Source organism: Sphaerisporangium fuscum (assembly GCF_018531465.1).
GTDB lineage: Bacteria > Actinomycetota > Actinomycetes > Streptosporangiales > Streptosporangiaceae > Sphaerisporangium > Sphaerisporangium fuscum.
This window is the reverse complement of record NZ_JAHDTF010000003.1, coordinates 459977-481213: the sequence shown is the minus strand read 5'-3', so window position 1 is coordinate 481213 and position 21237 is coordinate 459977. Positions and strand designations below refer to the sequence as shown.

At 71.7% G+C, this 21237-nt stretch carries 13 protein-coding genes; 5 read left to right on the top strand and 8 right to left on the bottom strand.

Features of this window, described 5'->3' with window-relative positions:
* Window positions 1-8: 8 nt before the first annotated feature.
* A complete protein-coding gene (locus KIK05_RS04870; protein ID WP_214409299.1) occupies window positions 9-1271 on the top strand; it encodes a PP2C family protein-serine/threonine phosphatase in 1263 nt (420 codons plus the stop codon).
* 27 nt (window positions 1272-1298) lie between these two features.
* On the opposite strand, the gene KIK05_RS04865 is transcribed toward KIK05_RS04870, so the two are convergent.
* The 4 genes from KIK05_RS04865 to KIK05_RS04850 form a co-directional block, all read right to left on the bottom strand.
* Entirely contained in the window at window positions 1299-1988 is a 690-nt protein-coding gene (locus tag KIK05_RS04865) for a UdgX family uracil-DNA binding protein (RefSeq protein WP_214409298.1), read from the bottom strand.
* A 115-nt stretch (window positions 1989-2103) separates the two neighbouring features.
* Window positions 2104-2997: a LysR family transcriptional regulator gene (locus KIK05_RS04860; protein ID WP_214409297.1), complete on the bottom strand. Its 894-nt coding sequence runs from the start codon at window positions 2995-2997 to the stop codon at window positions 2104-2106.
* 56 nt (window positions 2998-3053) lie between these two features.
* Complete coding sequence (locus KIK05_RS04855; RefSeq protein WP_250562204.1) at window positions 3054-4661, bottom strand: glycoside hydrolase family 27 protein; 1608 nt, start codon at window positions 4659-4661, stop codon at window positions 3054-3056.
* A 151-nt stretch (window positions 4662-4812) separates the two neighbouring features.
* Complete coding sequence (locus tag KIK05_RS04850) at window positions 4813-5214, bottom strand: winged helix-turn-helix transcriptional regulator (protein ID WP_308249752.1); 402 nt, start codon at window positions 5212-5214, stop codon at window positions 4813-4815.
* A 94-nt stretch (window positions 5215-5308) separates the two neighbouring features.
* On the opposite strand from KIK05_RS04850, the gene KIK05_RS04845 reads away from it, so the two are divergent.
* From KIK05_RS04845 to KIK05_RS04835, 3 genes are read left to right on the top strand one after another with little or no spacing between them, the layout of a single operon-like run.
* Window positions 5309-6124 carry an SDR family oxidoreductase gene (locus KIK05_RS04845; RefSeq protein ID WP_214409296.1) on the top strand — a complete coding sequence of 272 codons (816 nt, stop codon included), beginning with the start codon at window positions 5309-5311 and terminating at the stop codon, window positions 6122-6124.
* 17 nt (window positions 6125-6141) lie between these two features.
* A complete protein-coding gene (locus KIK05_RS47950) occupies window positions 6142-6339 on the top strand; it encodes a pyridoxamine 5'-phosphate oxidase family protein (protein ID WP_308249751.1) in 198 nt (65 codons plus the stop codon).
* A 15-nt stretch (window positions 6340-6354) separates the two neighbouring features.
* Window positions 6355-7230, top strand: a complete 876-nt coding sequence (locus KIK05_RS04835) for a haloalkane dehalogenase (protein WP_214409294.1) — start codon at window positions 6355-6357, stop codon at window positions 7228-7230.
* 121 nt (window positions 7231-7351) lie between these two features.
* On the opposite strand, the gene dnaK is transcribed toward KIK05_RS04835, so the two are convergent.
* The 3 genes from dnaK to KIK05_RS04820 form a co-directional block, all read right to left on the bottom strand.
* Window positions 7352-9199 (bottom strand): molecular chaperone DnaK, encoded by a 1848-nt coding sequence (dnaK, locus tag KIK05_RS04830; protein WP_214409293.1) that lies wholly within the window; start codon window positions 9197-9199, stop codon window positions 7352-7354.
* Between the two features lie 116 nt (window positions 9200-9315).
* A complete protein-coding gene (locus tag KIK05_RS04825; protein ID WP_214409292.1) occupies window positions 9316-11010 on the bottom strand; it encodes a HEAT repeat domain-containing protein in 1695 nt (564 codons plus the stop codon).
* Between the two features lie 35 nt (window positions 11011-11045).
* Window positions 11046-11828 (bottom strand): SDR family oxidoreductase, encoded by a 783-nt coding sequence (locus KIK05_RS04820; RefSeq protein WP_308249750.1) that lies wholly within the window; start codon window positions 11826-11828, stop codon window positions 11046-11048.
* Window positions 11829-12186: 358 nt separating this feature from the next.
* Here KIK05_RS04820 and KIK05_RS04815 point away from each other — a divergent pair, with 358 nt between their 5' ends.
* Window positions 12187-14085 carry an AfsR/SARP family transcriptional regulator gene (locus tag KIK05_RS04815; RefSeq protein WP_214409290.1) on the top strand — a complete coding sequence of 633 codons (1899 nt, stop codon included), beginning with the start codon at window positions 12187-12189 and terminating at the stop codon, window positions 14083-14085.
* 161 nt (window positions 14086-14246) lie between these two features.
* On the opposite strand, the gene KIK05_RS04810 is transcribed toward KIK05_RS04815, so the two are convergent.
* Entirely contained in the window at window positions 14247-21230 is a 6984-nt protein-coding gene (locus KIK05_RS04810) for a polymorphic toxin-type HINT domain-containing protein (RefSeq protein ID WP_214409289.1), read from the bottom strand.
* Between the last annotated feature and the right edge of the window lie 7 nt (window positions 21231-21237).

Here is a 21237-nt window from a genome sequence, read left to right as displayed (position 1 = left end):
GTCCTGAGATGTCGCGGACGGGGGTGGACGCGATGCGGCGCGCGATGGACCACGCGGCTGTCTTCGCCGCCACGCCCAGCCCGATCCTGGTGCTGAACCCCGATCTGATCATCGTCGAGGCCAACCCCGCGTATCTCGAGGCCACCGGGCGCCGGCGCGAGGAGCTGATCGGCCGGTACATCTTCGAGGTCTTCCCCGGCAACCCGGCCGACACCGAGGGCGACGGCATCCGCAGCATGAAGGCCTCGCTCCAGCGGGTGCTCAACACCGGCATGAGGGACACCCTGGCCATCCAGAAGTACGACATCCCCGTCGCCGAGCAACCGGGGGTGTTCGAGGAGCGGTACTGGTGCCCCATCAACGCCCCCGTCCTCGGCCCCGACGGTGAGGTGGAGCTGATCATCCACCGAGCCGAGGACATCACCTCGTTCGTCCGGCAACTGCAGGGCGAACAGGTGGTCCTCGACCCTTCCGAGCAGTCCAACAACCTGGACGCGGAGCTCTACGCGCGCACGCTGGAGCTGCAGCGGGCCAACGAGGAGCTCAGGCAGGCGCACGCCCGTGAGCACGAGGTCGGGCTGGCGCTGCAGCGGGCGATGCTCCCGGAGATCTCCGCCAAGCAGTACCCCGGCGCGGCCGTCCGCTACCTGCCCGCCGTGGGGGCCCTCAACGTCTGCGGCGACTGGTACGACCTGGTCGAACTCGACGAGCGCCGCCTGGCCGTCGCCGTCGGGGACGTCGTGGGCAACGGGCTGCCGGCCGCCTGCGTGATGGGCCAGCTGCGCAGCGCGCTCAGCGCGGCGACCCGCGCCGTCGACGGGCCGGCCCGGGCGCTGGAGGTCCTGTGCCTCTACGCGCGCTCCATCGAGGGCGCCCTCGCCACCACCGCCGTCCAGGTGGTGATCGACAAAGAGACGTCCAGCATCGCCTACAGCTCGGCGGGCCACCTCCCGCCGCTCCTGCTGCACGCGGACGGGAGCGTCGAGTTCCTCGACCGGGCGACCCATGCCCCGCTCGGGGCGACCCCCGAGCTGATGCGCCCGCCGCAGGCCCGCACCTCCTACCAGGCCGGGGACGTCCTCGTGCTGTACACCGACGGCCTGGTCGAGCGGCGCGGCGAGGACATCGACATCGGCATGGAACGCCTGGCCGGCAGCCTCGCCCGCCACGGCGGCCAGGAGCCGGAGGCCCTGGCCGACGCCCTCCTGGCCGACCTCGATCCTCTGCACAGCACCAGCGACGACATCGCCCTCATCGTGATCCGCCTCTGAGGGCTCCGCGCCGGCCGCCCGCGGCCCTCAGCTCAGGGCGTCGGCGGCGACGCGCAGGTCGGCGACCAGCCCCGAGTACATCGCGTCGCGGTCCTCGGCCCGCAGCACCGCCGAGGGGTGGATGGTCGCGAGCAGGTGGATCTCACCGTCCCCGAGCAGCTCCTTCCACGGGCCGCCCGCGTCGTCCGGAGGAGGGAACGGCAGCAGCGCGCCGCGTTCCTTGGTCACCCGGAACGACGAGCCCAGCAGGGCCTTGCCGGCGGTGCCGCCGAGGGCGACGATCACCTCGGGCCGGACGATCCGCAGCTCGGCGGCCAGCCAGGGCTTGCACGCCGACACCTCCCGGAGGCTCGGCGGTTTGTGGATGCGTCTTTTTCCTCCCCCGGTGAAGGTGAACTTGAAGTGCTTGACCGCGTTGGTGGTGTACGTCTGGCCGGGATCGATGCCGGCCTCCTCCAGCGCACGCTTGAGCACCCCGCCGGCGGGCCCGACGAACGGGTGCCCGCGCCGATCCTCCTGGTCGCCCGGCTGCTCCCCCACGAGCACCACGCGCGCCGACGGGTCCCCTTCGCCGAAGACGGTCTGCGTGGCGTTCCGGTGGAGCGGGCAGCCGCGGCAGCCCGCGGCGGCGCTTCTCAGCGCCTCGAGGCCGGCGTCCGCGGGGACGTACGGCGTGGCGTCGTAGCCTTCCCCGTCTTGTACCTCGTCGCGTGTCACGGTGACCTCCCTGTCGGCGGGGGCCGGACCCCGCGGTCCTCCCCCGCACTGCCTGCCCTACCGCAACCCGGCGGCATCGAACCCGGTCAGGCCCGCGACCACGCCGCGTGACCGGTCAGGGCCGCGCCTGGAAGGCGAGGGCGGCGGCGAGCGCCGCGGCGGCGGGACCGGGGTCGTGGCCGTGGAGGGCCTCGGTCCGGTGGACCAGACGCGGGAGGGTGAGGGGGACGGCGCGGACGCCGGGCACGCCCGCCGTCACCCGCCGCGGCGCGATCGCCAGGCCGTGCCCCGCGGCGACGAGCGTGACCAGAGCCGTGACGTCGGTGCCGTCGTAGCGGAGCGAGGGGCGCGGCGCGTCCGACTGCGCGGCGGCGCGCAGGTCGGGCAGCGGCGCCGCGACGTCGGGGGCGTCGATCCAGCGCGCGTCGACCAGGTCGCCCAGGCGGAGGCCGGCCCGCCGGGCCAGCGGATGGTCATCGGGGAGGAGCACGGCGAGCGGCTCCTCGGCCACGGCGACGTGGGTGAGGTTCCCGGCCTCGGACAGGCGCAGCGGGTCGCTGGGCGCGGCCACCCCCTCGACGAGGCCGAGGGTGTACTCCCCCGCCACCACGCCGGTCACCACCGCCTGGCGTCCCTCGACCCGCACGCCGACCTGGAGGCCGGGCGCCGAGCGGCGCGCCCCGGCGAGGGCCTCGGCCACCCGGGGCGTCGCGGCGAGCGGCGTCATGGCGAGTTCCAGCCGTCCGGGTGGCGTTCCGGCGACCCTCAGTACGTCGGCGCGGGCGGCGTCCAGGCGCAGCAGGAGCGGTGCGGCGTGTTCGAGCAGCCGGTCCCCCGCCTTGGTGGGGCCGACCGGACGCCGGTGGAGCAGGGTCGTGCCGAGGTCGGTCTCCAGGGCGGCGATGTGCTGGGAGACGGCGGACTGGGTGTAGCCCAGCTGCCGGGCCGCCGCCGAGAAGGAACCGTGGCGGACGACCGCCACGAACGTCCGCAGGAGGTGGGGGTCCACCGGATCAGTATCGCTTATGGCGGGCCGCCCGCCGATCGCGGCCCCTTAAGGGACGTTCAGCGGCTCCACTTCTGGTTGGCGCCGCCGTTGCAGGTCCACAGCTGGACCAGGGTGCCGTTGGCGGTGCCCGCCCCGGTGACGTCGAGGCAGAGGCCGGACTGGACGCCCACGACGGCACCGTCCGCGTTCATTCGCCACTGCTGGTTCGGGTCTCCGTGGCAGTCCCAGATGATGACCTTGGTGCCGGCGGCGGTGCCGTTGTCGTAGGCGTCCAGGCACTTGGCGCCGTACACCTGCAGCCGGCCATCGGGGGTGAGCGTCCACTGCTGGTTGGCCCCGCCGTTGCAGTCCCAGATCGCCACCTGGACGCCGCTCGTCTGGCTGTTGTCCGGCACGTCGAGGCACCGGCCGGAGCCGGTACCCCGCAGGGGGCCGGTGGTGATGTCGGTCGTGGCGCCGCCCGCCACCCGGTACATGACGACTCCGTGGGCGGGGACGTTCGCGCTGATCGCCCCGGCGGTGCTGCCGGTGGTGCCGGCCCACAGGTCGGTCAGGGTGTAGCTCGACGCCCCCGACTTGCCGATCGCCGCGGCGGTGGTGCTGATCGTCTGCGCCGAGGAGCTCTCGTTGAACAGCACCACGGCGACGTCGCCGCCCGCCAGCGGCTTGGCCAGCACGTCACGCCCTCCCGAGGAGGACAGCAGGACGCCCTGGCGGCCGAGCGGGTCCTGGTCGACCGCGATCACGGCCCGGTTGCCGAGGATCGACAGGGTGGCGGCGCTCGCCCCGGCCAGGTTGTTCCCGGCCAGCAGCGGCGCGGCCATCTCCGCCCACAGGCTGAAGTGCGCCCGGTCCTCGGTGGCCGACATGCCGTTGCCGACCTCCAGCATGTCGGGGTCGTTCCAGTGCCCGGGCCCGGCGTAGGCGGCCGTGTGGACGTTGGCGCGGAAGATCGACAGCATGCTGGAGAAGTTCGCGGAGATGTCGCCCGTGGTACGCCAGAGGTGGCCGACGCCGGCGCCCCATGTCCAGGGCTTGGTGGTCCCCCACTCGCAGATACTGAAGACGATCGGGCGGCCGGTGGCCGCGAGGGCGTCCCGCATGGCCGAGTAGCGGGCGATGTACTGCTGCTGGGTGGAGCTGCCGTTGTTGTTGCAGTTGTCGTACTTGAGGTAGTCCACGCCCCAGGCGGCGAACGTGCGGGCGTCCTGCGTCTCGTGCCCGAGACTGCCGGGGTAGCCGGCGCAGGTCGCCGTGCCGGCGTCCTCGTAGATGCCGAGCTTGAGGCCCTTGGAGTGCACGTACGCGGCGGTGCCGGCGATCCCGTCGGGGAACTTGGCGTAGTCGGGCTGGAGGTTTCCCGCGGCGTCCCTGCTGTGCTGCATCCAGCAGTCGTCGATGTTGACGTACCGGTACCCGGCCGCCGCCAGGCCCGAGGACACGAGCTTGTCGGCCGTCTGCTTGACCAGCGCCTCCGACACGCCGCACCCGTAGGCGTTCCAGTCGTTCCAGCCCATCGGCGGGGTGAGCGCCTGGCCGTCCGGCAGGGCCCGCGCGGACGCCGTGGCGGGTGCCGCCGGCCACACCGCGAGCGTCGCCAGCAGCGCGGCCGCCGCGAGGACGGCGCGGGACCGGGGTCGTCGTGCGCGTACGTGGGTGAGCATGGCCTGCTCCCGTGGTCAGGGCGCCCCGCAGCCGGTCGACATCTCCTGTCGCGCCGGGCCGGTCGAGGGCCCGGGTGATCTCCCCGAGTGTCAGCCCGATCTTCCGGCCCGTCAAGACCCGGGTCAGGAGGCGGTCACCGCGGCCGTGCGATCACTTCGCGCAGGCCCGGTCGTACTCGGACTGGGTGGCCAGGATGTCGCCCGCGTGGTCGCGGATCCAGCCCAGCAGCGTCGCCATCGGCTCGCCGGCGCCCCGGCCGAGGGGGGTCAGCCCGTAGGTGACGCGGGGCGGGGTCGCCGGCTCGACCGCCCGCCACACCAGGCCGTCGCGGACCAGGGTCCGAAGCGTCTGGGAGAGCATCTTCTCGCTGACGCCCGGGATGCGACCGCGCAACTCGTGGAACCGCAGGTCCCCGCCGGCGAGGGCCATCAGCACCCACACACCCCATCTGCTGGTGACGTGGTCGAGCACCTTGCGCACCGGGCAGTCGGTGTGAGGCACCTCACCTGACTGGCCGGACGTCCACTCGCTGACCTGGTTCCATTCCCGCACGTGGGGAGCTTACTTCAAAGTAAGCCCTTCCTCAAAGTCAGTCGACTGACTAACTTGTTCCTCGCAACACCGGAACAAAGGAACGGAGCTTCTCATGATCGTGGTAACGGGTGCGAGCGGGAACGTCGGGCGGGCCCTCGTGCAGGCACTGGCCGAGGCGGGCGAGCAGGTGACGGCCGTCTCGCGGAACACCACGCAGGTGCCGGACGGCGTCCGTCACGTGCGGGCCGACCTGGAGTCGCCGCAGACCCTGCGCGAGGCGCTGAACGGCGCCGACGCGCTGTTCCTCCTCACCGCCGGCGACGACCCGCACGCCATCCTGGACCTCGCCGAGGCCGGCGGTGTCCGGCGCGTGGTCCACCTGTCCTCCCAGGGCGCGGGGACCCGCCCCGAGATGTACCCGCACCCGCGGGCGTTCGAGGAGGCCGTCCGGAACTCGGGCCTGGACTGGACCATCCTGCAGCCCGGCGGCTTCTTCACCAACTCCTACATGTGGGCCGAGCCGATCCGCGCGCACCGCACGGCCGCCGCGCCGTTCGGCGACGTCGCCCTGCCCTTCATCGACCCCGCCGACATCGGCGAGGTCGCGGCCGCGGTGCTGCGCGAGGCCGGGCACACCGGCCGGACGTACGTGCTCACCGGGCCGGCGCCGGTCACCCCGCGTGAGCGGGCTCAGGCCATCGGCGACGCGCTCGGGGAGCCGGTGGAGTTCGTCGAGCAGACCCGCGAGGAGGCCCGCGCGCAGATGGTGGCCTTCATGCCCGAGATCGTGGCGGACGGCACCCTGACGATCCTCGGCGAGCCGACGGACGCCGAGCGGCAGGTGAGCCCCGACGTCGAGCGGGTGCTCGGCTGCTCGCCCCGCGACTTCGCCGACTGGGCGCGGCGCAACGCGGCGGTCTTCAAGTGAGCCGGAGGACGGCGGCCGTGGCGTTGCGCGGCCCCTCCGAGGCATTCCTCGCCGAGCCTCACCTGGCCACCCTGACGACCCTGCGGCCGGACGGCACCCCTCACGTGGTCGCCGTCCGGTTCACCTGGGACGGCGCGGCGGGACCACCACCCGCCCCGCCGGACCGGGTCGAGATCGAGATCACGGTGGACCGGGTCATGGGTCTCAACAACTGAACGGAAAGAACCACGATGCCCACACAAGACGTCCTCGATTCGACCATCTTCTACCGGGAGACCGGCACAGGGGCGCCCATGGTGTTCCTGCACGGCAACCCCACCTCCTCCCACCTGTGGCGCCACGTCCTGCCGGCCGTCGGCGACCCCGGCCGGCGGCTGGCGCCGGACCTGATCGGGATGGGCGAGTCCGGCAAACCCGCCATCGACTACACCTTCGCCGACCACGCCCGCTACCTCGACGCCTGGTTCGACGCCCTCGGCCTGGACGGCGTGGTGCTGGTCGGGCACGACTGGGGCGGCGCGCTCGCCTTCGACTGGGCGGCCCGCCACCCTGACCGCGTACGCGGCCTGGCGTTCACCGAGACGATCGTCAAGCCCATGGCCTGGGAGGAGTTCCCGGAGGCCGGCCGGGAGCTGTTCCGGGCGATCAAGACCGACGGGGTCGGCGAGGCCATGCTCCTGGACCAGAACGCCTTCATCGAAGGCCTGGCGCACACCGCCACCGGCACCCTCGGCAAGGAGGACCACGACGTCTACCGGGCGCCGTACCCCACCCGGGAGAGCCGCCTGCCGCTGCTGCGGTGGGCGCGGTCCATGCCGCTGGGCGGCGAACCCGCCGACGTGGTGGCCAGGGTCGAGGCGTACGACCAGTGGCTGCTCACCAGCGTCGAGGTGCCGAAGCTCCTGCTCACCTTCCGGCCGGGGTTCGACGTGATGATGGGGCCGGACATGATCGACTGGTGCGCGGCCAACATCGCCGCCCTGGAGATCGTGCATCACGACGGGGTGGCCGGCCACCACACCCCCGAGGACCAGCCCGCCGCCATCGCCGCGTCCCTCGCCGGGTGGATGGACAAGCACGGCCTGCGGTCGGGCGGCGGAAGCTGATGCCCGGCATCGGCCGGGGGCCGCGGCCCGGCCGAACCCGCCGGGTTCGGCGGGCTCCCCTGCCGGAGCCCCGCGGGAAGGGCGCCGGTGCTCCCTTCCGCGCCGCGGGGAGCCGGGCGGGTCACCCGGCTTCGCGGTGCCTGTCCTCGTCGACGATCTCGGCGTCCACGACCTCCTCCTGGTCGCCGGCCCCCTGCTGGGTTCCGCTCGCGCCCGCCCCCGTCTGCGCGTACATCGCCTGTCCGATCTTCTGTGCGACGGCGGCGGCCCTCTCGGTGGCCTCGCGGATCGCGCCGACGTCCTCGCCCTTCAGCTTCTCCTTCAGCTCGCCGATCGCCGCCTCGACCTCGGACCTGACATCGCCCGGCACCTTGTCCGGGTTGTCGCGCAGCAGTTTCTCGGTGGTGTAGACGAGCGTCTCGGCGGTGTTGCGGGTCTCCGCGGCCTCGCGCCTGCGGCGGTCCTCGTCGGCGTGCTGCTCGGCCTCCCGCATCATCCGGTCGATGTCGTCCTTCGGAAGGGCCGAGCCGCCCGTGATGGTGATCGACTGCTCCCGGCCGGTGCCGAGGTCCTTCGCCGAGACGTGCATGATGCCGTTGGCGTCGATGTCGAAGGCGACCTCGATCTGCGGGATGCCGCGCGGGGCGGGTGGCAGGCCGGTCAGCTCGAACATGCCGAGCCTCTTGTTGTAGGCCGCGATCTCGCGTTCGCCCTGGTAGACCTGGATTGCCACGGACGGCTGGTTGTCCTCGGCCGTGGTGAAGACCTCCGAGCGCTTGGTCGGGATCGTGGTGTTGCGCTCGATGAGGCGCGTCATGATGCCGCCCTTGGTCTCGATGCCCAGCGACAGCGGGGTGACGTCCAGGAGCAGCACGTCCTTGACCTCGCCCTTGAGCACCCCGGCCTGCAGGGCCGCCCCGACCGCCACCACCTCGTCGGGGTTGACGCCCTTGTGCGGCTCCTTGCCGCCGGTCAGCTCCCGCACCAGATCCACCACGGCGGGCATCCGGGTCGAGCCGCCGACCAGGATGACGTGGTCGATGGCGGAGACCTCGATGCCGGCGTCCTTCACGGCCTGGTGGAACGGGCCCTTGCAGCGGTCCAGGAGGTCCTGCGTGAGCTGCTGGAACTGGACGCGGGTCAGCTTCTCGTCCATGTGCAGCGGGCCTTCGGCGGAGGCGGTGATGTAGGGGAGGTTGACGTTGGTCTCCGTGGTGGCCGACAGCTCGATCTTGGCCCGCTCGGCCGCCTCACGCAGCCGCTGCACCGCCATCTTGTCCTTCGACAGGTCGACCCCGTAGCCGTTCTTGAACCGTTTGACCAGGTGGTCGACGATCCGCTGGTCCCAGTCGTCACCGCCCAGGTGGGTGTCGCCGGCCGTGGCCTTGACCTCGACCACGCCCTCGCCGATCTCCAGGAGCGACACGTCGAACGTCCCGCCGCCGAGGTCGAACACCAGGATCGTCTGGTCGTTCTCCTTGTCCAGGCCGTACGCCAGGGCCGCCGCGGTCGGCTCGTTGATGATCCGCAGGACCTTCAGGCCGGCGATCTCGCCCGCCTCCTTGGTGGCGGTGCGCTGCACGTCGTCGAAGTACGCGGGCACCGTGATCACCGCGTCGGTGACGTCCTCCCCGAGGTAGGCCTCGGCGTCACGCTTCAGTTTCTGCAGCACCCGCGCCGAGATCTCCTGAGCGGTGTACCTCTTGCCGTCGACGCTCCCCGACTGGGGGAACCGCCAGGACGTGTCGCCCATGTGGCGTTTGACCGACCGCGCCGTCCGATCGACGTTGGTGACGGCCTGGCGTTTGGCCACCTCGCCGACCAGCACCTCACCGCCCTTGGCGAAGGCGACCACAGAGGGGGTGGTCCGTGAACCCTCGGTGTTGGTGATGACGGTCGGCTCGCCGCCTTCCAGCACGCAGACCACCGAGTTCGTCGTCCCGAGATCGATTCCGACCGGTCGCGCCATCTCGGGCCTCCTTCCCCCGAAGGGACAGGCCTTCCACGGCCCTCAGATGGGCCGTGACGTGCGCGTATGCACGAAGTCTCCTATACGACTTGTATAAAAATGGGGGGCCGTGCCTGTCAAGTCGCCGCCCGCCGACCGGCTCCGCGGACGAGCAGGCGGAGCAGGCGGACCGTCTCCGCGCCCACGATCGGTTCGGCCCCGGGCAGCAGGGCCTCCAGGTCGCCGCGCACCCGGTCGGGGCCGCGCATGAACTGCCTGGCGGCGTCCTTGGCGAACCAGGTCGCCAGGTCGGTGCGGGCGCGGTCCTTCAGCGTCTCGTCCTGGTCGGTCACGAGCAGGAGGTCGGCCTCGACGCGGGTCCAGGCGTCCCTTTCGCGCAGGAGCCGGTAGGCGGCGAGCCGTACGTGCCGGGGACGGCCGGGGGCGAGCAGTGCCCGCAGCCGCCGGGTGGGGAAACGCTCGTCGGATCCGCGCAGGGCCTCCACCACGTTCCGGACGACGACGGGGGCGGGGTCCTCCAGCAGGACGGCCAGGCCCGCCGTGTCCCCCAGGCGAAGCAGGGTGCGCACCGCCTCGGCGCGGACCCGGGGGCGGGGGTCGCGGAGGTAGGGACGGACGAGGGCGGCGTCCTCCCGGCCGCCGCAGTCCCCGAGCCCGGCCAGCAGCTCACGCGCGCCCCGCACAGGAGATCCGGTCGTGGACGCGGACAGCCGCCGGCGGTACGGCTCGGCCGGATCACCGCCTCCCCTGCGGACGCCCCACTGCGCGGTCAGGCGCACCCTCGACGCCGGGTCGGCCAGGAAACCGAGCGCGGGCTCGGCGTGGCCGAGCCGCACCAGGGCGGTGAGCGCCTCGGTCCGGACACCCGCCGATCCTCGCTGCAGGAGCTCCTCCAGCGGCGCCGTCCAGTCTCGTACCCGGCCGGGCGGACGCGCCCGGCCACCGGACTCCCCGGGCACCGGGGCCTGGTCCTCGGAAACCTCGCCCACCCCGGACCGATGGTCCCCAGGGGTCTCGGAGCCGCCTCCGGCAAGAGCTTTCGCGGCGAGGGCCCCGGCGCATCGGGTCTGCACGACCACGTCGGGGTCGTGCAGCGCCGCCGTCAGAAGCCGGGAGGTGTCCAGCCGCCCCGCCGGCAGCAGGACCTCGTACACCTGCCGCCGCGCGCGGCGATCCCCGCAGCGGCGTACCTCGTCAAGGGTGTCGTCGCTCGCCCTGAGGAGCGCGTCCCGGATCATCCCCGTCACCGGTTCCGCCCGGGCCCGGTCGCCGAGCCGCACCGCCACCGGCACGGCGGCCGTCAGGGCGGCCGGGCCCGGGTCGGCGAGGACCTCGGCGAGCACCCGCAGCGCCGCCTCCCGCACCTGGTCGGCCCAGTCGGTGCCCCGGATCACCAGCACCGGCAGCAGGCGGGCATCCGCGCGCATGAGGGGATGCCGGACGGCCCGCTCCCGGTCGCGCCCGTTCCGCACGCAGGCCGCCAGCGCGACGGCGAGAGGGGTGCGCATCCCGAGCACGGTGGCCGCCCGCTCGACGTGGGGATCCCCGGCGAATCCGTATGCCCACGGGCGGATCCCCGGATCGAGGGCGATCCACAGGCCGGGACCCGCCCCGGCGAGGGTGTCCAGCGCACGGTCGGCGAGTTCGTCGTCCACGACCGCCGTGAAGGCCACCCGCGCCAGCTCGTCGAAGGTGTGGCGCCCCCCTCGCGCGGACCTCTCGACCAGCCGGCGCATGGAGTCCAGCACCCGTTCCCCGTCCGCCTCGCGCCGCCCCGCGGGTCGCCGGAACAGGTCTCTGAGCCGTGACATCGTCCTCCCTCATCGGTCGGCCGGCGTACCGGCGGTCAGGCCGAGCCGCCGTTGCTCTTCAGCAGCTGGCCGTTGATCCACTGTCCTTCCGGTGAGCAGAGGAAATCGACCAGGTGCGCGGTGTCCTGGGGCGTGCCGAGGCGGCCGAGCGGAGTCCGGGCGAGGCAGCCGGCCTTCACCTCCTCCGACATCCAGCCCGTGTCGACCGGCCCCGGGTTGACGACGTTCGCGGTCACGCCGAGGTGGGCGAGCTCGTGGGCGGCGGCCAGCGTGATGCGGTCCAGGGCGCCCTTGCTCGCACCGTAGGGCAGGTTGCCGACGGTGTGGTCGCTGGTGAGAGCGATGATCCGCCCGGTGCCGGGCGCTCCCCGGAAGCGCCGGCCGTACTCCCTGATCAGCAACCAGGTGGCACGGGCGTTCACCGCGAAGTGCCGGTCGAAGCTCTCGACGGTGGTGTCGAGCAGGCCCGAGTCGACCGACTCGCAGTGACACATGACGAGGGCCACCACCGGACCCAGCCGACGCTCGGCCTCCTCGAACACCTCGGCCGGCGCGCCGGGGTCGGCGAGGTCCGCCTCGACCGCCACGCTCGCCGCGCCGTACCCGGCCAGCTCGGCCCGGACGGCCTCGGCGGCTCCGGGCTCGGCACCCCAGGGCATGCGGTCGTCGTACGGCGTCCAGTAGCTGAAGGCGATGTCCCATCCGGACGCCGCCAGGCGCCGCGCGATGCCGGCGCCGATGCCCACCGTGCGCCCGACTCCGGTGACCAAGGCCAGCGGACGAGAGCGGCCGTCCGGTTCCTGCTCGGTGATCGTCACGAGACTGGATGCTCCGCGATCTCGTCCTTGCGGGCAACCGCTTTTCGTCCTCGTCCGTGGCCGCCGATCTCGGCGTCCGATCCGCTGGGAAGCCCTGCCGGCGAAGGGGCCGCCGCCATCTCGGCCACCGGCGCGAGCGCAGAGCCGCATGCTCACTACCTGCGCCTTTGCAGCCAGACGCAAACACCTACACGGTTGCGGTGATTTGCGGCAGCCTGACCCGGTACGGGGAAGTTCCGCCCTTCGCAGGCGCGCCTTCGGTTCCTGATGGGCGGCCGGAAATCAGGTCTGTTTCCGGCGAAGGGTGTCGACCGAAGGGCGGTGAGAGGCCCGGATGCGGTTACAGGTCCTTGGCCCGATGCGTCTCTGGACCGGCTCCGACTGGGCGCCCGTCCCGGGACCGCGGCCCCGCACCCTGCTCGCGCTGCTGCTGATCGGCACTGGCCGGTACGTCTCCATCGAGCACATGGTGGCGGAGCTGTGGCCGGCCGACCCGCCCACGACGGCGGCGACGCTGATCCGGGGCTACATCCTGCAACTGCGGCGCGCGCTCGGCGACCTGACCGGGGAGACCATCCTCACGCGGGCGTCCGGTTACGAGCTGCGCTGCCCCACCGACATGACCGATGTCGCCCGCTTCGACACCCTCACCGCGCAGGGGCGCGCGGCACTCGCCAAGGGCGCCGCCGAGGAGGCGTACCTCCTCCTCACCCAGGCGCTCGCCCTGTGGCGTGGGGAGCCCTACTCCGACGCCCTGCTGACCACGACGGTGACCGCCGAGGTGAGCAGGCTGGACGAGCGCCGGCTGACCGCCGCCGAAGCCCGCATCGAGGCCGGACTGCTGCAGGGCCGGGGCCCCGAGCTGATCCACGAGCTCCAGGGCCTGACGGGCGAGCATCCCCTGCGGGAGGGCCTGTGGGCGCAGCTCATACGGGCCCTGCACGCTGCGGACCGCCGTGCCGACGCCCTGGACGCCTACCGGCGGGCCCGGCAGTCCCTGGTGGAGGAACTCGGCCTGGAACCCGGGCCTGACCTGCGCGAACTCCATCAGGCCATCCTCGAGGGCAGATCTCTGGCAGATCGCGCCGGGCCCGCCCCCAGCGGGCCTGAGGACGCGGGACGCGGTGGCGTTCACAGCGGCCGCCCGGCCGAGGAGAGCCCTGCCGCCTCCATGCCGCGCCCCCTGGAACCGCCCTTGGAACTGCCCCGGGACATCCCGGCCTTCACCGGCCGGCAGCAGGACCTTTCCTCTCTCCAGCGGCTCATGACCGACCCTGGCGGATCCGGCGCCGTCGTGATCACCGGGGGTGGCGGCATGGGCAAGTCCGCGCTGGCCGTCCACCTGGCCCATCGCTTACGCGACCACTTCCCCGGCGGCCAGCTGTACGTCGACCTGCAGGGCTCCCGCGAAGACCTCAAACCCCTCCACCCCGCCGAAGCCCTGGGCCGCATGCTGCGGTCCCTCGGCGTCGCACCGATGGACGTACCGCCCGACACCGCCGAGGCCGCGGCCCGCTTCCGCTCCCTCACGACCGGCCGAGGCATCCTGGTCGTCCTCGACAACGCGGTGGACACCTCCCAGGTCGAACCGCTGCTCCCAGGAGAACGCTCCGGCGTCCTGGTCACCGGCCGCCGCCCCCTGACCACCCTCGGCTGCGCCGTCCACCACCTGGGCCCCCTGTCCGAGCAGGAATCCGTCGCCATGCTCGCCGCCCTGGCCGGCCAGGACCGCGTGACCGCGGAGCCCGAAGCGGCCCTGCGAATCACCCACTACTGCGAATCCCTCCCCCTGGCCCTCCGCATCGCCGCCGCCCGCCTGACCTCCCGCCCCCACTGGCCCCTCTGGTGGCTGGCCGACAAGCTGGAGAGCGAACACCACCGCCTCGGTGAACTGGCGGTAGGCGATATGTCCCTCCGTTCCGCCTTCACGGTGAGCTTCCGCGATCTGGAAAGCGAACCCAGCGGGCAGGACCTGCCCCCGTTGTTACGCCTCCTCGCCATCTCAGGGCACCACGACATCACCGCGCACCTCACCGCGGCACTCGCCGGCATCGACATCGACCAGGCCGAGAGACTCCTCGAGAAACTCCTCGACACACGCCTCCTAGATTCGCCGGAACCGGGCCGCTATCGGATGTCCGATCTCATGCGACTGGTCGTGACCATCGGTACGGAGGTCCATGACGGCCGGTGCGCCACGAGTGGCGTAGCGGAACCCTCTCTGCACGGCATCGAGTCGGGTTATCAGATCGCCTGACCGTCTCGACGGTCGCGTGACCCGCTCACGAACGCGCCGCCGGCAGGGAACCGATTCCCTCGGCTCCCTGCCGGCGCGATCAGTGGTCAGCCCTGGGAGACCTCAGGTGGCGAGACGACAGTGCGTCCCGATGCCGCGGTGACGTCTCCCGGGGAGCGGTGCTAGCACTGGGTATTGGCGGTGATGATGCAGCTGATCTTGGCGAATTCGTCGTCCGACCGTACACCCGGCATTCCCTCGTACCATCTGACATCCGGGCCATTGAAAGCATAAGGTCGTACCGTCGTATAGAACTCTATGCCTCGCGCACCTTCAGGCAGAGGCCCGTGATAGGCCTGCACGGTTGGGGCAAGGCCACCTGCTGGGGTGCGTCCCCACATTTCCTGACTCTCCACCTGCATTCTCGCCGCCTCTACAGGCTGCGAGTCGGTTTCAATTCTGTGAAACGGCCCGTAGACCCTCTGCGTCGGAGCTGGAGCACCCTTGGGAGCCGCGCCTCCCTCGGAAGGACAATTGTGGGTGAGAAGGGTTGTGGCGCCGGCCCGTACGTAATACGTATGGACGTCGTCGACCGTGAGGTTGTGAACACGGTCGATGGCGGTCCATTTCTTGACGGCGGTGATCTGGACGTGGGTACCGGCGCTGGTGCGCAGCCACATGTCCGGCTGCAGCTGGTCCGCGGTGCGCCATTCGCGCAGGTCGTCGACCCAGAACGGGTGACCGTCCGTCGCGGTGACGCTTCCTGACGCGTTACCTCGGTCACCATCGGCGTCCACGGTGACCTGCACGAGGTGCTTGGTGCCCGCACCGGTGATCAGCGCGGTGACCGGCTCGGCCTCGGTTCCGCCGGTTCGCGGGTCCGTGGCGGCCACCAGGTCGCCGATCTTGACGCGTTCGATGGGCTTGTACCCGCCGTCGGCCATCAGCACCTGTGTGCCTGGGACGAAGCTGTTGCAGGGCTTGCCGGCCGATCCGGCCTCGGCCTCTGGGGCCGAGCGTGCTCTGCCCGCGCGGCGCGCGGCGGACGTCGCCGCTTTGTCGAGGAGCCTCGGGGCGCCCTTCGCCGCGGCCTTCTCGGCCAGCTTCAGCGCGATCACCTCTGCCGCTTCCACACCGCCGATGATGACCGGGCCCCATTCGCCGGCGAACTTGCCGGCCTTGTACATCTTGCTGTTCTTGTCGCCCCAGGTCGGGATGTCCCTGTAGAGGGGGCTGTTCGCCTGGGCGTCGTCGGCCGCGGCGACGCACCCCGTCGGGATTCCGGGCGGACAGGACATCTTCACCGTGCTGTAGAAGACGTCGGCCAGGAAGTTCTTGGCGGTACCGAGCGTGCCGTTGACGAAACCACTCGCCGCCCCGCCGGTGAAATTGCCCACATGGCACCAGAAGTGACACCTCCTGGCGGGAGGTGAGCCGCCGTTGCCGCTGCCTCGTCCCTCGCTTTTACCGCCGCCGCCCGACTTCGGGCAGCCCACGTTCGCGTAGTAACAGTTGGGATTGCCGCGGAGCGGGCCGTCGAGGCCGTCGGGGTCGCTCTGGGTGACGGGGGTCTGGTTGGCGTAGGAGTAGCCGTCCCAGCTCTGCGGGAAGTCCATGTTGAACAGCGGGTCGACGGAGATGAAGCGGCCGATGTTCGCGTCGTACTCGCGGGCCCCGAGGTGGGTGAGCGAGGTGCTGGAGTCGATGGTGCCGCCGACGAAGCCCCTCTCCCCCGGCCAGACCCCGCTCGCGGTGCCGCGTGGCTGGCCGAAGGGGGTGTAGCGCCGCTTGCTCAGGCCGCCGGTGGTCGCGTCGATCGCCACCTCGCCGGTGCCCTGGTGGTCGGGCGAGATGAACGTGACCCCGGCGGCCGTGCGCATGGCGATCGTCTCGCCGTCGTGGCTGTAGTAGCGGGTCGCCTGGGTGGCGGTGGCTCCCTTGTTGAGGCGGAGCTCCAGGCCGGGCAGGTACAGCGTCGTCCCGGCCGGGTCGCGGCGGATCAGCCGGTCGCCGTCGGAGTCGTAGCCGTAGCTGGTCTCACCGGTGCCCGAGTCGGTCACCTTGGCGAGGTGGCCTTCGACGTCCCAGGCGAGGGTCTGGTCGCCGGCGCCGGTGGTGCGCCGGGTGGTGTTGCCGGTGGCGTCGTAGGCGTAGCTGTCGGTGCGCCCGCCCGCCCCGGTCTGGGTGGTGACGGTGGCGAGCTGGTGCCCCTTGTAGGACGCGCCGACGCCGCTGCCGCCCGCGTAGGCGTAGGTGCGGGTCGAGGCGACCTTGTTGGCCGTGTCGTACTGCGTCTCGGTCGCCCGGTTGCCGGAGGCGTCGAAGGTGTACGCGGTCCGGTACGGTGCCGGGCCGCCGAGGGTCGCCGTGGCGGGGTCGGCCGCGCAGCCGTCGGCCGCCTGCGTCCAGGCGTCGGTGAGCCTCTGCAGGTGGTCGTAGCGGAAGCACTGGTTGTCGGTGCCGTCGCGGGACACGTCGGTGATCTGCGTGACGTCGCCCGCGTCGTCGTAGCCGTAGGTGGCGGCGCGGTCGACACCGGGCATGCCAACGTGGACCGTCATGCTCGTCTTCAGCCGCTGCGTGCCGAACTCGTAGCCGAAGGTCTGGTCGACCTGCTTCCCGCCGGTGGACAGCCGCCTGCCCAGCAGCTTGCTGGTCTTGCTGTAGTCGGTCCCGATGACGTACGACCCCAGGTTGCTGGTCAGCTTGACCGCCCGGCCGAGGCCGTCGTACGTCGTGGCGATCACCTCGGCGGGGAGCCCGCCGGCGGCCGGGCTGCTGACCGACTGGACGCTCCCGTCGAGGTTGTAGACGGTGTTGAACTGGTAGCCGCCGGAGGGCGCGAGCGCGGACTCGGCCGCCGGGAGGCCGGACAGGGTGATGGTGGTGCGGGTCGGCCGGTTCTGGGGGTCGTAGAAGTTGACCGCTTCGGTGTAAGTGGCGCCGTTCTCGTACCGGATGGAGCTCGCCGGCTGTCCCTTGCGGACCGTGTCGTAGGTCCACTCCTCGAGCTTGACGCCCGGGCTGCCGCTGGTGATGTCGTATCGGGCGGTCTTGCGGCCGATCGGGTCGTAGGTGGTGCCGATCTTCTTGCCGCGGGCGTCCTCGGTCTGGACGAGCCGGTCGAGGTCGTCGTAGCCGAACTTGGCGACGCCCTTGTCAGGGTCGGACGTCTGGATCTGGCGACCGCGCAGGTCGTAGTCGTACGTCCAGGTGTGGCCGCCGAAGCCCTTGATCGACGCGAGCTGCCCTCTGGGGGTGTAGCTGTAGAAGGTCGAGTCGTACCCGCCCGGCTTGTGCCGGCGGACCTCGACCTGCCTGCCGAGCGCGTCGACCAACGTGGTCGTGGTGATGCCGCCGTCCGGCGGGGTCACCGTCGTCCGGTCGCCGCCGTAGGCGTAGGTGGTGCGCCACTTCTCCCCGGCGTCGCTGTTGCCGGCCAGCAGCCGCTCGGCGACGACGCGGCCGAGCCCGTCGTAGGTGTAGGCGGTCTGGGTCTCCACCTGGCCGGGGGTGTCCACGCCGAACAAGGACGTACTGGGGGCGCCGTCGGCGTAGTACGCGGCGTAGGTGCGGTCCACGCCGCCCTGGGCGTTGTAGAACGTGTCGGCGATCAGACGCCCGCCGTCCGGGCCGGGCTGCTGGGTCTGCCGGGTCCGCAGCCAGCCGTCGATCAGCTCGTACGCGGTGTCCTGGCCGCCGTCGTCGTTGAGTTCCTTGGTCGAGACGGCAGTGATCCTGCCCGAGACGATCTGGTAGCCGAACTGCTTGTCGGGGAGCTGGTCGGTGCCGCGGCCCGGCGCCCACACCCGGGTCATCCGGCCGAGGGCGTCGTAGCCGAAGACGGTCGTCCTGTCGCCCTCGTCGGTGGACTTGAGGGTGCTCCCCCACGCGGGATCCAGTTCGGTGGTCGTCGTCATCGCCGAGTCGGGGTCCCCGCTCCTGACCGGCGGCCCCGTGACGGTCGTCCTGGTGGTCAGGCCGCTGGTCTCGGTGTAGGCGGTGGTCGTGGTGCGCTCGACGGGGGTGGTCCCGGTGTTGTCGACCACGGTCACGGTCTTGGGCCTGCCGTAGGCGTCGTAGGCCGTCCTGGTCGCGGGCACGTACCGCACGGCGGTGCTGGTGGTGCCGGTGGCCGCGACCTTGTCCGTCGCCGTGGCCAGTCCTCTGGTGGGCGCCGCCCCGAAGGCGCCGCCGTCGTAGTAGGTGCGCCCGTCCGAGATGAGCTGCTTGGTAAGGTCCACGGTCTTGTCGCAGGACGCCGCCACCGTCCGGACCTGCGCGGGCAGGCCGACGAGCCAGTCGGTGGTGTTCTGCGCCGCCATCGTCGTGGTGGTGCACCGGTCGTCGGCGTCCGTCGACGTGTCGCCGAAGTCGTCGACCTGGGTCGGCGCGCCCGTCGTGGTGTCGAAGGCGTCGGTAGTGGTCTTGGTCTCCCGCCAGCTCCCGTCGTCGAGCGCGGTCAGCTTGCGGGTGGTCTTGGTGCCGACCAGGTTGGCGGTGACCGTCCCCCAGGACCGGGTGCGGGAGGCGGTCTGCTGGTGCCACGGGGACGCGACGCTCTTGGAGACCACTTTCCCGCCGGCCTTGTCGTAGGTGACGGTGCGCACCTCGAAGCCCTGGAGGGAATCGTGGTCGGGGTAACTGCCTCCCTCGCCGTCGGAGACCTCGACGTCCTTCTTGCCGCCGGAGGTGTTCAGGCGGTCGCCGTCCATGCCCTGGAAGTACCAGTGGTCCACCTGGCCCGGTGCGCTGCTGGTGGCCGCGCTGATCACCCGGACCTTGTCGTAGCCGCGCCACTGCGACCACGTCTTGTACTTCTCGGGCGTGAGGCCGTCGTCGTCGTCGAAGTGCCAGGCGGGGTGTCCGATGGTGTAGTCGTACCGGGTGACCATGTCGGGTGAGCCGCCGGTCAGGTCGGTCTGGACGGTCTCGGTCACCACGTACTTGTGGAACCAGTCGAGCGTGGGGTCGTCGCTCTCGCCGCTGGTCTTGCTCCAGTAGGTGGGGAAGCACCGGCGGCGGTCGGTCTGCGGGGTCGGCAGGTCACCGGTGGTGCAGTCGGCGCCGGAGTACTTGATGTCCAGCACCCCGCCGAACTCGTTGTACACCGTGCCGAGCCGGTCCTTCACGAACGGGCCGAGGTCGTCGCCGAGCTTGTCCACCCGGTTCGGCATCTGGGTGTAGACGAACGACACCGGCGGCAGCACGACCGGGTCCGGGCCGGCGAGCCCGGTGTGCACGATGGACGTCAGCAGCAACTGCCGGTCGACGTCCGCCATCCCCCACGCGTGGCCGAGCTCCCAGTAGTCCACCGGGCGGTAGTCCGTGCCGTCCGCCTTGAGGATCTCGGTCTTGACCAGGGTGAGTCGCTTGCGGGACCAGAAGGTGGGCGAGAGCGTCCCGTGCTCCTCCTTACACTCCTGGCCGCTGTCGCAGTGCAGGTCCCAGGGCACGTCCTCCCAGTACTCCGGATGGTCCTTGATCTTGTCCTCGGCGCAGTCGGCGTCGGTGTCGCGGATGCACCGCTCGGAGACCTCGAACTCGACCCGGGCCGGGGCCTTGCCGGGGAACAGGTTGTCGGCGCGCAGGCCGTAGTCGACGTGGTCGAGGTAGCCGCCGCGCACGTACGACGTCTCGTCCTCGGACTTGAGGTCGCGGCCGTAGTGGTTCCACTCCCGCTTGTAGAAGTAGGTGATGGCGTTGCCGTCCCGGTCGACGACCTTGTCCAGGTTCCATCGCCACGCCTGCTGGCACCAGGAGTCCTTGAACTCGGACTTGTGGCACGGCTCGCCGTCGTCGTCGCCGAACACCGGCACCGTCCAGGTCGACTGCGTCTCCGGGTTCTCCAGCTTCAGGGTGTTCAGCCCGAAGAAGTACTGGGTGCCGTCGGTGGTGGTGACCTTCCAGTACTCCCCGTCGTTGTCGCCGTTGCCGGTCGACTCGCCGGTCAGCTTCTCGATGCGGGTGCCGTCGTCGTTCTTCATCCGCCACTTGCCGTCACCGACGGGGATGAGCTCGCCGCCCTTGCCGTTCAGCGTCATCGTGGCGTTGTCGTAGCCCCAGCACAGGTCGCCGGGATAGGTGTCCCACTCGGTGTTCTTGGGCACCCCGTCGTCCTTGCAGGACTTGTAGCGGCGCTCGATGTAGCCGGGCCACAGGTCGAACCCGTCGCCCACCCAGGACGGCTGGGTGTTGGTGTTGGACGTGCGGCCGTCGATGGACGAGGAGGAGTACGACAGGTCGAGGTTCGGGGTGAGCCCGCCCGGCACGGGCGGCACCCGCATCGGGTACGACCAGGTGAAGTCGCCGGACTGGGGGCCGACGCCCCAGGTGGCCGACGCCGACAGCGAGGTCGCCTTGTAGTCGCCCTTGTCGCTGGAAGGTGCCGAGGCGGCCGCCAGCACGGTGGCCGCGCCCGTCATGGCCACCTCCGCGCTCACGGTCCGGTGCTCGCCGTCGTTGGCCGAGGCGACCGGGGTCGCCGTACGGCACGCGGGGGCGTCGGGGGTGGTGAGCGCGCAGGCGGGCAGCCGGACCAGTCTCAGCCGGGAGCCGTAGGAGGCGCCGTACGCGCGGGCGAAGCCCGAATAGTCCAGGCGCACCGCCACCTTCTGCGGTACGGCCCCGGAGGGCTCGACGGAGAACACCGGTCCGTCGACACCCGCACGCCGCCCGGCCGCGCGGTCCAGCATCCGCACCCGCACCTTGGACGGAGGCGTACCGGCGGCCGGGGCGGCGACGGCCCCGGGGGACGGGGGGACCCCGGGGGTCGAGGCCGAGCCGGCGGGCGGGGCCGCGCCGACCCAGAGGGGAAGATCGCCCGCCTTGGTGGCGGCGGCCCTGGCCGCCGGCGCGCGGAGACCGGGCGCGGCGGCGGGCAGGGAGACCTCGGCGACGCCCGCCTTCGGCCACGTCACTTCGGGCGGCGGTGCCGGGTGGGTCACGGAGTCGTCCAGCTTGCGGGGCTTGACCTTGATCTCGTGCCCGGCCACCGTCTTGTCGGGGTCCGCGGGTTTGGGCAGGAGCCGTGTGGTCTCCGCCGCCACCGGCGGGGCCTCGACGGGCGCCGCCGCCAGCAGCCCCGCGCACACGACGAGCGCCGTCACCGTCGCGGCCAGCCGCGGGGAACGCCGGAGCATGTTCAGGCCTTTGCCGCTACGCACAACTTCC